The 12,799-nt window shown below is 70.0% G+C and carries 10 protein-coding genes; 5 read left to right on the forward strand and 5 right to left on the reverse strand.

All coding sequences use genetic code 11. From position 1 onward, the window contains the following. Positions 1 to 284: 284 nt before the first annotated feature. Both ETD86_RS11425 and ETD86_RS11430 read left to right on the forward strand, forming a co-directional pair. Positions 285 to 1,490, forward strand: a complete 1,206-nt coding sequence (locus tag ETD86_RS11425; protein WP_138666109.1) for an NsdA family TPR-like regulatory protein — start codon at positions 285 to 287, stop codon at positions 1,488 to 1,490. After that, complete coding sequence (locus ETD86_RS11430; protein ID WP_138666110.1) at positions 1,490 to 2,401, forward strand: dihydrofolate reductase family protein; 912 nt, start codon at positions 1,490 to 1,492, stop codon at positions 2,399 to 2,401. Before ETD86_RS11425 ends, ETD86_RS11430 begins: the two co-directional genes overlap by 1 nt. Before the next feature lie 268 nt (positions 2,402 to 2,669). Here ETD86_RS11430 and ETD86_RS11435 read toward each other — a convergent pair whose 3' ends face one another. The 4 genes from ETD86_RS11435 to ETD86_RS11445 form a co-directional block, all read right to left on the reverse strand. Continuing rightward, a complete protein-coding gene (locus ETD86_RS11435; protein WP_138666111.1) occupies positions 2,670 to 4,223 on the reverse strand; it encodes a methyltransferase family protein in 1,554 nt (517 codons plus the stop codon). Between the two features lie 576 nt (positions 4,224 to 4,799). Beyond that, positions 4,800 to 5,630: an SAM-dependent methyltransferase gene (locus ETD86_RS11440; RefSeq protein ID WP_170223017.1), complete on the reverse strand. Its 831-nt coding sequence runs from the start codon at positions 5,628 to 5,630 to the stop codon at positions 4,800 to 4,802. A 44-nt stretch (positions 5,631 to 5,674) separates the two neighbouring features. Beyond that, positions 5,675 to 6,148, reverse strand: a complete 474-nt coding sequence (locus ETD86_RS55005; protein WP_170223018.1) for a hypothetical protein — start codon at positions 6,146 to 6,148, stop codon at positions 5,675 to 5,677. Continuing rightward, positions 6,145 to 6,582 (reverse strand): hypothetical protein, encoded by a 438-nt coding sequence (locus ETD86_RS11445; RefSeq protein ID WP_138666113.1) that lies wholly within the window; start codon positions 6,580 to 6,582, stop codon positions 6,145 to 6,147. The genes ETD86_RS55005 and ETD86_RS11445 overlap by 4 nt, the downstream gene beginning before the upstream one ends. A 425-nt stretch (positions 6,583 to 7,007) precedes the next feature. Between ETD86_RS11445 and ETD86_RS11450 the strand changes: the two genes are divergently transcribed. Continuing rightward, the gene (locus ETD86_RS11450) at positions 7,008 to 8,396 is read left to right on the forward strand and encodes an NsdA family TPR-like regulatory protein (protein ID WP_138666114.1); all 1,389 of its coding nucleotides are present in this window, start codon (positions 7,008 to 7,010) and stop codon (positions 8,394 to 8,396) included. Positions 8,397 to 8,406: 10 nt separating this feature from the next. Here the strand turns inward: ETD86_RS11450 and ETD86_RS11455 are convergent, their stop codons facing one another. After that, positions 8,407 to 9,321, reverse strand: a complete 915-nt coding sequence (locus ETD86_RS11455) for a phosphotransferase family protein (protein WP_138666115.1) — start codon at positions 9,319 to 9,321, stop codon at positions 8,407 to 8,409. A gap of 327 nt (positions 9,322 to 9,648) precedes the next feature. Here ETD86_RS11455 and ETD86_RS11460 point away from each other — a divergent pair, with 327 nt between their 5' ends. Beyond that, entirely contained in the window at positions 9,649 to 9,921 is a 273-nt protein-coding gene (locus tag ETD86_RS11460) for an Arc family DNA-binding protein (protein WP_138666116.1), read from the forward strand. Positions 9,922 to 10,351: 430 nt separating this feature from the next. Further along, positions 10,352 to 12,511: a hypothetical protein gene (locus ETD86_RS11465; protein ID WP_138666117.1), complete on the forward strand. Its 2,160-nt coding sequence runs from the start codon at positions 10,352 to 10,354 to the stop codon at positions 12,509 to 12,511. The last annotated feature ends 288 nt before the right edge of the window (positions 12,512 to 12,799 follow it).

A 12,799-nucleotide genomic window follows, 5' to 3' on the forward strand; every position in this document is an offset into this window, starting at 1 on the left:
AAAGGGGTTCACTTTTCGGCGGGGGGTTCAGAAGGGGTTCATTCCGCCACACCGGCCGAGCAGTGACCAAAGGCACGCCTGAGCTGGATGGATGGGGAATTGGTGCGGCATGTCAGCCGTGAGCGGTGGTGGCCGCCCGTATGCTCACGATGCCTGGCATGGCGGGAGGCGGCCGCCTCCATCGAAGCGGCTGGCAGCGCGCGGGCATGTGCAGGAGGAGACACTGGTGTGGGGCGATCAGGAGGAGAATCCTCCTGTGGCAGTTCCGCAAGGCGAGGTGACCGATGGATGAGACGCTCGCGTGGTGGCAGCGGCTGAGCGCGGCTCGGGCGGACAAGCAGCTGACGCAGGAACAGCTTGCCACCAGGCTTCACGCTCTGGCGGGGCATGCGGCTCCGTTGCCGAAGCCTCCCGACCTGGCACGCATGATCCGCTACTGGGAGTCTGGACGGAACGTGCCTCGTCCTATGTACCGGACGCTGCTCAGCGGTGCGCTGGACGTGTCAGTTGGCGCCCTGTTCGGCATGAATCCTCGTCGCAGGTCCGCGCAGGCCAGCCAGCCGGCCAGCGCGCCGCGGCTGCCCGCCGATGAACACCTGGGTGACGTCTTGGACCATCTGACCAGTCAGTGGCATTTGCTGGTGCAGCGCGACAACCTGCTCGGCCCCCGCCACACCATCCCGGGCGTACGAGAGCAGCTTGGTTTGGTGACCGAGCTGCTGGCGCCCGCGCGTGGCGAAGATCGGCTGAAGGTGTTACAGCTGGCCGCCCGCTACGCCGAGTCCGCCGCCTGGCTGCACGAGGATGCAGGCCAGCCGGTTGAGGCCCTGCGCTGGACCGACCAAGCCGCCTCGTTCGCCTACGAGGCTGACGATGAACTCATGCTCGCCTGGACCATGTTCCGCCGCAGCCAGCAGGCCATGACCGGCGCGCGGGCAGGCGAAGTGATCGGCCTGACCGAGGCGGCCCTGCGCCGGATCGAGCGGCCGCCGACGGCGATGCGAGCCGCCCTGCTCCAGCAGCAGGCTCAAGGCCATGCGTTGGACGGGCAGGAGATGCTGTGCCTGAACCTGCTGGATGAGGCACAGCGGCTGGCGGACAGGGTGAGCGATGACGGCGATGCCCGGGCGGGGCACGGCTCATTCTGCACGCCGGCGTATGTGGATGTGGTGCGTGCGAGCTGCTGGACTCATCTGGGCAAGCATGCCCGCGCGGTGGCCGCGTACGAGGAGGGGCTGCCGAAGCTGCCGCTCGTCTACCGGCGCGACCGCGGCATGGCGCTCGCCGGGCTGGCCGCGGCCCACGCCGGCGGCGGCCATCCCGAGCAGGCTGCCAAGCGGGCGCTGCAGGCGTTGGAGATCGCCACTGCGGCGGGATCGGCACGCATCGTGCGCGTGGTGGCCGGCGTCAATGCCGCGCTTGTCCCCCATCGCAAGAAGCCAGCGGTCGCGGCTCTTCGTGTCGCCCTCGCCAACGCCTCGGGCTTGTGATGGCGTCCCCCATCGAGATGGCCGCGATGCGGCGGGCGATCGTGCTGTCGGCGTTCGGGCTGGGCGCCACCAGCCCCAATCCGCCCGTCGGCTGCGTCATCCTGGACGCGAGCGGACGCGTGGCCGGTGAGGGCTATCACGAGCGCAAAGGGAGCGCCCACGCCGAAGGCAACGCGCTCGCGGCCGCCGGGGCCGCGGCGCGCGGGGGCACCGCGATCGTGACGTTGGAGCCGTGCAACCACGCCGGCCACACTCCGGCGTGCCGGGCGCTGCTGCTGGACGCCCAGGTGGCCCGTGTCGTCGTCGCCATCACCGACCCCACGTCCCGAGGCCGCGGCGGGGTCGCCGAGCTGAGGGCTGCTGGGCTCTCAGTGGAAACCGGAGTTCTGGCGGAGGAGGCGCTGAAGGTCCTGGGATCGTGGCGGCGTTCCCTGCTGAGGGGTAGGCCGACGCTCACGTGGGCGTATGAGGTGGCGGGCGGGAGGGTGCGCGGCGCCGTCGGCCCGGTCGCGGCCGCCGACGAGCTGCTGTGGGAGGCGGATGCGGTTGTCGAAGCCGGAGGCCGGCTGTGGGAGGCGGTGTCGGACCGGCACGGCAGCGGCATGATGCGCGTGCCGCCGCGGTGGGACGGCGGCGACGTGGCGGCGCTGGTGGCGGCGCTGGCGGCGGGTGGAGTGCGGCAGCTGCTCGTGAGCGGCGGCGCCGACGTGGCCGAGCCGTTCCTGCGGGAGGGGCTCATCGACGAGGTGGTTGTCTTCGTGGCCGACACCGGCAGGCCGGCCGACCGGCTCGTGTCGGAGCTGGGGTTGCTCGCGGGTTTCCGCATCGAGCACGTCGGCCGATCGGCCGATCATGTGCGTGTGCTCGCGCGCCGTGACGATCTGCGCGAGGACGTCGCGCAGCTGGCGTGATGGCGCCTGACCCACCGGCAGTTCACCGGCGCGGGCTTGCCCCGCCGGAATCGTTCGACGGGCCGGGCGCGAGCCTGCGGCATGTTGAGGCCGGGGGCTGCGCTCAGCATCGCAGCCCCCGGCCGCCGCCCCTCGGCCGGACCCGATCCTCGGGGGCGGGGAAGCTGCGGCACCCTTGGCCTCTCCCATGACCAGGGCGCCGCGGCGACGATCACAACATCGGCTGGCGCGCCCGAGCTCTCCCGCGGCGCACGGCAGCCTTCCGGAGTCAGTAGGCGGGCAGCGTCGCGTTCTCGGCGAGGCCGACGAGCGCGCGCTGTTCGGGAATCGTCGGGGGCTGGTCGCGCGCTGTATGCGCGGCGATGATCGCATGCTGGCCTGCGGCGATGTCGCCGGAGACGCGCAGCCCGGCTTTGCGTAGCAGCGTCGCGTACTCGGCCCTCGTACGTGCCCGGCCGCCGTGGGTGCGCGTCATCTGCAGAAGATCGAGCGCGATACTCGGATGTGGGTCAACGTCGTCCGGCATGACGGTCTCGACCAGCCAGAGGATGCTGCCGGGGCCCGAGGCGTCCATCGCTGCGGCAACACGAGCGAGCAGGTCGCGGGCGTCACGATCGTCAGCGTTGTGGATCAGGCCGGGCATCACGTACAGCGGGCGGAAGCCGATGGGGATCTTGACGCGCTGGGCGTGGCCGCAGGTCACGGCCCAGCGGCCCGGGTCGGCTCTGCGGGCGAGCTCGTCGGCTGCGGTGTCGGCGTCGCGGCCTCGTCCGACGTGCACGCCTTTGGTGTGTGGGTGGCGGTGGAGAATCTCGGCCAGCAGGATGTGGCTGCCGCCGATGGTGATCACCGTGCGGATGGTGTCGGCGTGGGCGGCGATCGCATCAGCGACGGACGGCGCCATGGCGGCGCTCTGCCAGGCGTGGAAGGCGGCGATGGCGCGGGCGGCGCTCGCTGGCTGGCCGGCCATGAGGTCATCCAGGGTGCGGTGGCCGTTCAGCGCGGCAGGGGTGCCGGTGCGTACGGTTTCCTGCATGGTGGCCAGCGGCTGCCACCACGGGGGCAGCGCGTACGTCATCACTGCGGGCCACATGGACGGTCCGCCGGAGGCGGCGGACTGGGTGAGCATGTGTCCGGCGTCGGTCTGCCGGTAGGTGCCGCTGGGCGTTCGGTAGATCCACTGCTGGGCGTCCGCGATCCGCAGCAGCCTCACAAGGTCCTCGAGGGTTGGGCTGGGGCCGCTGCCTTCCTCGGCGCCGGCCCGCTGGCACCAGGCATGCACGTCGTCGAGGGCCGCGGGCGCGTGGTCCAGGCGGTCGGGGATGCGTAAGGCGCAGAACAGGTGAAGGGCCTCGTACAGGTCGAGCCTGTGAAGGATCACGTTGATCGGGTTGCTGAGGTCGCGGCTGGGCAACGGGCGGACGGCGGCCGCGTCGTGAACGCTCCGCGCTTGCAGTGCCGCTCGCATCAGCGCGGTTCGTGCAGTGTCGGGGATGCCGCTTCGGAGCGTGAGGCCGACGTCGGTCACCTGGTAGGTGCCGCCGGGATCGCGGCGCAGGAACCCGTAGGCGTGGGCGGCGCGTAACACCCGCTGCAGGTAGTCGCGGCTGAGGTTGGGCGCGCACATGGTAGAGGCCGCCCATTCCGCAAGATCGTCAACGGTGGCGGCCGAGCGTGCGAGCCGGTCGGGGATGCGCAGGTCACACAGGGTGTACATGGCGGCGTAAAGGGGCAGATTGTCGAGAATCACCTGAAGGGCCTGGCGGTGCCTGGTGATGGGGACGGGCTCGGCGATGTCGGCGGTCTGAGGCGCAGCGGTCATGAACGTGCCCTTACGACGGCGGGGGGTGGATGGCGATGACGAGCGGGCAACATGGCGTGCGGCACGCCAGGGTCACGTGTCGTCCCCTGAGATGGGGGTGGAGGGACATCGGCGGTGAAGGGGATGGGCCCCGCCTCCTCCTGCCAGCGGCGTTGTCTCTGGCGAGAGGAGGCGGGTGGTCGGCTCAGGTGAAAGGCGGTGCAGGCCAGGGTGCGGTGGGATTAACCTGGCCTGCACCGCAGGTGGCCCCGGGCGGGGTAACACGGGCCACCAGGAGGGCGTGGCGCGGCCGTTGCCAGCGTGTTGCCGCGTGGTCCACGCCTGAGGTCGCACGGGCGTTGCGGGGCCAAGCTGCGGATTCCCGCGCGGAGGGGGCGAGAATGGCGTCGGATCAAGGTCGCCGCCCGGTCAGGGCGAGAACGTGTGCCGTCCCGGCCCCAGGGCAGGCACCGTGCCTTGGGGCGCGCGGCGGCGGCCGGGACGGGAGCCGATGTGCACCCGGCGCGTACGCCTGTGGGAGCGTCGCGCGGTGCCCCGGCACGCTGGACACGATCAGAGCGCGATGCTTCGTCGCGTTCATGGAGAAGCCTTCGCTACGTGCCGCGGGCCGGCAGGGTGGAGGTCGGCGACCGCGCCCAGGATGCTTGCTGTGCCCTCCGGCTTGGGGGTGCGGCCAAGCGGGGGCCGCCACGCCGACACTTCGACGAGTTCACCGACCTCGGCGCGTGCATGATGGGGGTGCAGGGCGAGTCCGCTCAGCAGAGCGGCGATCTGTTCGCGGCTGCGCAAGGCGAGAGGGGTGCGCGAGTTCGCGAACGTCGCAGTCAGGGTTTCGGTGGCGGCAGCGTCCAGAGCGTCTGAGCAGGCGTGCGACGTGATGAGCATGCTGCCGGGCGCCAGGTGCCGTTGAAGGCTGGCGATGATGCCGGCCGGGTCGTCCTCGTCGGCGACCCAGTGCAAGATCCCGACGAGGCTCACGACGACGGGCGTTCTGAAGTCGAGCCATTGGGCCGCGTCCGCGAGGACGGGTTGAAGATCTCTCACATCGCCCTGGACGACGCCGACGTTGGCCTGGACGCGGGCGAGCAGGGCGCGCGCGTGGACGAGGACCACGTCGTCGTGATCGACGTACACCACCCGTGCGCCGGGATGTACCGCTTGAGCGACTTGGTGCACGTTCGTCTGGGTGGGGATGCCGGTGCCGAGTTCGAGGAACTGGGTGTGGCCGCGTCCGGCTGCCCACGTGAGTGCCCGGATGAGGAACTTCCGGCTGGCGACGGCGGCCGCGCGCGTTCCGGGCGCTGCCTTCTCCATCACCGCTGCGGCTTCGGCGTCGACGGCGAAGTGATCCTTTCCTCCGAGGAGGCAGTCGTAGACGCGGGCGGAGTTCGGCCTGGTGGGGTCCACGTCTGGGAGAGCGGGCGGACAGGCCCACATGGTGCTTGCCGTCATCAGGACCCCAGCGCCGTGGGAGATGGGCGACCGGAGTTGTTGCCGGTGAAGCCGCAGGCGGATGGCTGGGCGGGCGCGACGAGGCGAGGCGCCGGTGTGCACAGGAGCGTGACGGTGAACTGAAGGAGGCGAACGGCCCACAGCATCCGAGGCAGCAGCCGGCACACGATCGGAGGAGGTGATCGGAAGAGGACCCGTTCGCAGGTGGCGGATGCGAAGCCGCCGTAGCCGGCGGGTGCGATCACCGTCGTCCCGGCCATGTGCAGGCTGGCGCCGCCGCATACCACCAGGTCGGCCGCGGAGCCGTGCGAGAAGAGGAGGCCGTTGACGGCCGGCCCTGCGGCGACGGCCGCGCTGGTGGCCAGGTCACCGTTCAGCCTGGCGTGCGCCCGTTGGACGTGCGGAGGGCCATGCGGGGCCCGGTGTGCGCGGCTCAGCAGGCGGGCCACGGTGCGGAGTGTGCGGTTGTTCATCGAATCTCCCGATTCGATCCGGGCGTGCCTAAGCCGCTGCCGGCGGCGTGGCATGCTGTCGGGCGTGTGCGGAGGGGCGGCCGTACGGGCGCAAGCTGGCCCTGCTGTTCCCCAGGGGACGGCATGCTGCTGGCGAGGAGGCGGCGCACTTCTTGCGCCGAGGGCAGGGTTGCCACGTTGACCGGGGTGGCGGGCACGACCCAGCTGGTGTTCGGCGGCCCCGATGATGGGACGGAGGGTGTCGGCAGCGGGAGCCATGTGTCGGCCTGGCTGTCCGGCTGCTCCGGTCGTGTAAGGACGAGCAGGTCGTTGCCGACGAGCAGCATCGGTGCTCCGGGCGGCAGCTCTGCCTGATCCCATGCGCGCAGGAGGCGCCGGCCGTCGGACTCGGACAGGTGCATGGTGTCGAAGGCGACGCCGATCTGCGCGAGCACACTGGCGTGAGGCTGAAGGACCCATCTGGTGCGCAGCACCAACGGGTCGGTGCTGGGCCTCTGCTGCCGCTGCGGGTGGCGGCCCGGTGCGCCGCACAGTGCGTCTCCGCATGAGCATCCGCTCGCGGTGACGTGGGTGCCGGCCGCGATCGGCCATCCCCATGAGGCGTAAAGGAGCGCGGTCATTAGCGGTGTTCGCGCTATTGGCCGCGCTGTGCCTTTCGGCAACCGGCTGTCCATGCCCTCTACCTAAGCTCGGAGATCACCGCCACGACAGTGTTCAAAACGGGTTCACTTCGCTCTGGGGGGTTCAAAAGGGGTTCACTTCGTTCAAATTTGTTTTCGGTGCGTCCTTTTAAAGCCCCACTTCGCGCCCTTACGCTCTGTAAAGGAATGCAGCCGGGGGTACGTCGCGGAGGGACGGCATGAGCGCGATCGCGAACAGGGCATTGGCCGACCTTATGGCCGAAGCGGGCATGTCCAATAAAAAGCTCGCGGGAAAGTTGCGTGAGCTTGCGTTGTCCCACGGCCTGCCCGGCTCGTACACGCACGTGTATGTCGCCCGGTGGCTGGAGGGCATGCATCCCCGGGGGCAGACACCGCACCTCATCGCGTCCGTGCTGGGCCGCGAACTTGGGCGGGTTGTCACGCTGGACGACATCGGCATGACCGCCACTGCGGCGGATCTTGCTCCCGGGTTCGGGCTGGACTTCGCCCCGGCCCCGCAGACGATCTTGCGCACGACCCGGAGGCTGTGGGAAGCGGATCTGGGACGAGAGCCTCTGCTGCGTCTGGACGACGTGCCGGCGAAAACGCTCCTGTCTCCGATGGGCCTGTGGCTGATCGCGGTACCTCCCCAGCCGCCGCGGCGCAGCGGACGTGCCCGGAAGGTCACCGAGGCGGACGTGGAACGGGTGCGGCTGACCACGCACCTGTTCGAGGATCTCGACCATCGCTTCGGAGGCGAGTACCGCCGCCAGACGGCCGTGCAGTACCTCCATGGCGAAGTCAGCGAGCTGCTGCACAGCCAGTACGTCGCCGCGGTGGGCCGGGAGCTGTTCGCTGCCGCCGCCGTGATGACGTACAAGGTCGGCGCCATGGCCTACGACTCGGGCCTGCACGGCTTGGCGCGCCGCTACTTCATGCAGGCGCTGAACCTGGCGCACGTCGCCGGAGACCGCCCTCTGGCCGGCAAAGTGTGGGCGTTGCTGAGCCACCAGGCCAACTTCCTGGGCGAGTACGGGGACGCCGTCGCGTTCGCCCGTGCGGCCAAGCTCGGCGCACAGAGCGCGGCGACGCCGACCGTGCACGCCATGTACTGCGCGATGGAAGCGCGCGCGCTGGCCAGCCTCGGCGACCGGCGCAACGCCATCGCCGCGTTACGCGAAGCCGAACGCTCCCACGGCAAGGGCAGGCCCGAGACCGAGCCTGACTGGATCGCCTACTTCGACAGGGCCGAACTGTGCGACGAGTTCGGGCACTCCTTCGCGGCCCTTGGCGACAAGGGCGACGCCATCGAGTTCGCCCAGCTGACGTTGCGCGAATCCAGCGACCGCTTCCCCCGCTCCCGGGTGTTCGCGCAACTGACGCTCGCCGGCGCTCACCTGGACGGCAAGCCGCTTGAACGAGACGTGGAACAGGCATGCCTGGTCGCCGGTGCCGCGCTCGAACGCGCCGGCCACATCAGGTCAGCGCGAGTCCGCCAGTACGTCACCCGGTTCAACCGCCGCCTGACGCCGTACGAGAAGAAGGCGGCGGCCGTGGGCGAGTTTCGCGAACAGTGGCACGACCTTCTGCGACGGTGCGCCAGTTGACATGCGCGGGTCATGTTCCCGGCGTCCACGCCCTGGCGGCGCTCCCGTCGCGCAAGGTGGAGATGCGGAGGTGAGCCTCAGGTATCAGGCGGGGCTCACGGCTGGTGCGGCTCGCCAGCCATGTCGTCATCCTGAGCTGCCGCACTTTCGCCAGCGCGTCGAAGCCTGCCCACCGTGTGATGTCGGCGCCGTACGCCTCGACGAAGGCGGCGTACTCGGCGGCGGTGTACCAGCCGACGACGTGGTAGTTCGCCACGACGACCAGGTCCCATTCGATGGGGCCGATGGCGAACCGTTCGAGGTCGAGCATGACGGTACGGCTGTCGGCGGTGCGGACGAGGTTCTTCCTGTGCGGGTCGCCGTGGATGGCGCGCGGCTCGTGGGCGAACGGCAGGGCGTTGTAGGCGGCCTGCAGCTCCTCCAGGAGGTCCAGCAGGAAGCGCCGGTCGCGTTCGTGAAGGCCGGCGGCGTCGTGAATGTGGGCGGCCTGGCGGTAGAACGGGTCGAACATGGGCAGCATGCCGTCAGGCGGGGCAGGAAGGGCGTGCAGGTGCCGCAGCAGCGCGCCGATGTCGGCCGGTCGTCCCTGCTGCGGGTCGGGGATCTCCTCCCAGAACGTGACCGGCCGGTCGTCCGCCAGCACCGGCTGGTCCGCGACCGCGGCCGCCGGCCGGACCGCCGGCAGGTTCTGCTCGGCGAGCCACCCGGCAACGCGAAGCTCTCGTTCGACCGTGGCCAGCGCTGGCATTCCCCACGCCACCCTGGCGACGACATGTTCGAGCGGCAGCCTGAAGACGCCGTTGTCGCCAACGGGACCGAGGAGCGTCGCGCCCGACCAGGCCAGCCCTGTCTGCTCGCATGCGAGCTGGAGAGCGTGAAAAGCAGCCGCCGCGGTGAAGGACGCGGCCTGGCCATCGGGCGTCACGACCGGGGCCGAGAGGTGCTGGAGGTGGTCATCGCGTCCAGGATACGAGCGGGCCCGTCGTCGGCAGAGGAGAGGTCCCCACTAGGTATGGGTTGCCTGCCGAAGCCGACTCACAGCGGGCGCGGTTCAGCGGAGAAGGAGGTCCGCGGCCATATGATCATGCCCTGTTGCTGGCGTGACCTGGACCTTTCCCAGCGGTGGAAGCGGGAGGCGCCCCGGTAGAAACGGATGTGACGCAGGAGGATTCGGTAACGCTTCGAGAATGTTCCGCGGCGCGCCGCCGGAATGCTGGATTAGTGATTCAGGGATTCGATATAACTGGCGACCATGAGCGGAAGCAGACGTGGACCCGAGCCCAAGCTGGGTGTGCCCCTGGGGAAGAGGTCTTTTCCCCTGCGCCTGCCGGACGACCTGCGCGATCTCGTCGAAGACCGCGCCAAGGCGCATGGAATGTCGATGAACGAGTACCTGGTGCGCATGGCCGCCCGGTTCGAGGGTTACGACCTGACGGCGCCGCCGCCTGCCTCAACGCAGGAGACGCTTCCGCTGGCCGAGGACAGCCCGCGGCAGAGCCTGGCCGAGAACGCGGTCGCCGCGTGAGCCATCTGCTGGCGAAGATCGGAAGGAGCGCCCTCATGTAAGGGCAGCGGTGGAAACCCGCAGAAAATGATGCGGGCCCTAGAGCAACTACTTGGCGGTTGCGGCTCTAGGACCCGAAAGGAACTCCGGCCCGGCTGAGCGTTTCCGGTCCCGGAAACCCGTTTCACGAGCGCTTTGCTCGTTCACAGGCCCGTGACCCTGGCGCCTTCGTCGTGCCGGTGTCCCGAAGCTAGGAGCCACGATAGACGATGGCCCCCTGGCGCCGCCACCTGTGCCCGCGATCGGCGTGTCGCATTTGGGCAATTCCGGCTGCGCCAGTTCGGACAACTTCATACCCGGCCAGGCGGCCCGTACTCCTCAGAACGGGCACGATGCCCTGGTCGGAGCTGCGACGGACCGCGATCTCGCGGTCGAAACGTACGCGCGAATCGTGCCCTTGGTCGCTCAGCGGCTGCGGATTCGGTTGTCGCCTGACGGAGGTAAATCCTTCCCTGACGGTAAGCATTCGCGTCCGCTGTCCGCGCACCGGCCGCGGCAGCCGTCCGCGCCGTCCACGATCGCGCTGTACACCGATGAGAGCGAGGGCCGCGTGCTTGCGGCCGACTTCGACGTCTCCGCAGCGCTTGGTCAAGGCCTTTCCCACGAGGACGCGGTCGCGCTGGTGGCATGGGAAGCGGCCCAGCTCGTCGAGCTCGTAGAGCGGTGTGGCGGCCGAGCCGTCACCGTCCGCTCTCCCAGCGGCGGCCGCCACGTGTGGGTGCGCTGGCAGCGGCTGATGCCGCGGCGCGAGCTGGCCCGCCTGACGCGGGCGCTCGCGGTTCGCTTCACCACTCTGGACATCAAGCCGATGTGCCGGTCCGGGCAGATCCGGCCGCCCGGCGCGCTGCATAAGACGGTCGCCGGCGAAATCACCGGCTACATGCTGCTGACTGTTCCGGTCGAGGAGGCAGAGCAGATCCTGCGCCGACCTTGTGGGCACAGCGTGTGGGCACGGCTGCATCAGGAGCTCACCGCGGAGCTGGCCGCGCTCGACGGCTCCCCCGCCAGTCAGTCCGCCGGGAACGACGCCGCAGTGACGGCGAGCATGCCCGGCGCTTCGGGGCGCACCTGTCCGCGATGCGACCAGGACGTCGACGTGCCGCTCGACGACGACGGTCACCCGTGGCTGCCCCGCCACGGCGGCCCCCGCCCTCTCTCCCCTGGCATGGAGGCGCTGGCCCGCCACGGCGACTGGGAACGTCTCGGTGTCCGCTCGGCGTCCGAGGCGCGTCTGGGGCTGCTGAACTCGATGGCCGCTGCCGGGCTCCGCCACGGCGACGTCGTCGCTCGCATGCGCTCCGGCGAGTGGGCCGGTGTCGAGCGGCTGCTGGAGTCTCGGCTCGTGTCTCACCGCGCGCGCCGGCTGCGCTGGGACTGGTGGAAAGCCGTCGTCGACACGGCCATGCATCGACATGCCCGCAGCTGCAACACAAGCCCGATCAACCCTTCCACAACCCCCCTCCCCAAAACCCTCGCCTCCGCGTCGCTGCCGGAGAACGTCGGATGTTCAACTGGGGCGGACCGAAGCGGGCTCCTGTACAAAGTAGATTCGTTCATCACTGTCGCCGGGCAGCACAACGTGAACGTGTGGGGGCTGGCAACCCCCACCCCTGAAGAGGCTGACGAGCGGGTGCTCGACTGCTGGCAGGAGATCCTGCGGTGGCGGACCTGCGTGTGGGTTGCCGAGCGGGACCCCGAGCGCGTCGCCCGGTGGGGACGGGCCGCGCCGGCGATCCGGCTGCTGCTGCGCGGAATGATCGTCGCGGCCCGCATGAGCGGCTCGGCGACGCCGGCCTTCGGCGTCCGGTCGCTGTCGGAACTCGTCGGCCTGGACTACACGACGATCGCCCGGCATCTGAGGTTCCTTCGCCAGGAGGACGATCCGCTGATTGTCCTGGAGGAGGCGGGGCGGGGCAAGGAAGCCGACCGGTATCGGCTCGTCGTGCCGGCTGTGTACCGGTCGCAGGCCCGCTGGATCCGCTGGCGAGGCGGCCACATTGACATCCTTCACCCGGCCTTTCACGAGCTCGGCGCGGTGGCCGCTCTGGTGTTCGAAACGCTGTCGTCGTGGGAGACGGGCTCGAGCGAGGTGGCCCGGGCCGCGCTGCTGTCGCGGTCGGCCACGGTCGAGGCGCTGCGGCTGCTGGCCAGTTACGGGCTGGCCGTACGGGAGAGCGGGGGCTGGGTCCGTGGCGGCCGCCCCCTGAAGGACGTGGCGGTCGAGCTCGGCGCGGACGCCGAACTGGCCGACCGACGACGGCTGTACCGGGAGCATCGCCGCATCTGGCATGAACTGATCGACTCGTGGGAGCAGCCGTCGTCGCGGACCGCGCGGCCGGTGGACGCGACGTACGGGCAGGACGCGCCGTGGCCGTCGGCGCCAGCGGATTACGGCCAGGAGGGGGCGTACGACGACGTGGGAGCAACTGAAAGGCCGGAGCGGGTGATGCCGCGGCCGCTGCGAGACGGCCGAGCGTGGCCCGAGACGATCCCCGGTCGGCGGGCGGCACCGATGGAGCAGCTGGAGTTGTTTCCGGCGCTGGCCAGCTGACGGCGCCACGCGGTCGGCCCCGTGGTGTGCATTGTGTACACATTGCGCGCAACGCGCACCACTCGGCCGCGCGGACCACGCAGACGGCGGTCGCTATGACGGGGCGAGGGAACGAGCGTTGATCGTTCTCCCGCTATCTCGTAAGGTTCAGTGCAGCACAGTTAATTATGACCGGTTTGCGTCATCTGGGCCGCTTTGCCATGGGCGACGAAAGAAGAAGAAAGAAAGGGGGCGCCTTACGACAACGGCATGAACGTGGCCGCTGACGCGCGAGCGGCGGCCACAAAT

This window comes from Nonomuraea turkmeniaca, from assembly GCF_005889735.1.
GTDB lineage: Bacteria > Actinomycetota > Actinomycetes > Streptosporangiales > Streptosporangiaceae > Nonomuraea > Nonomuraea turkmeniaca.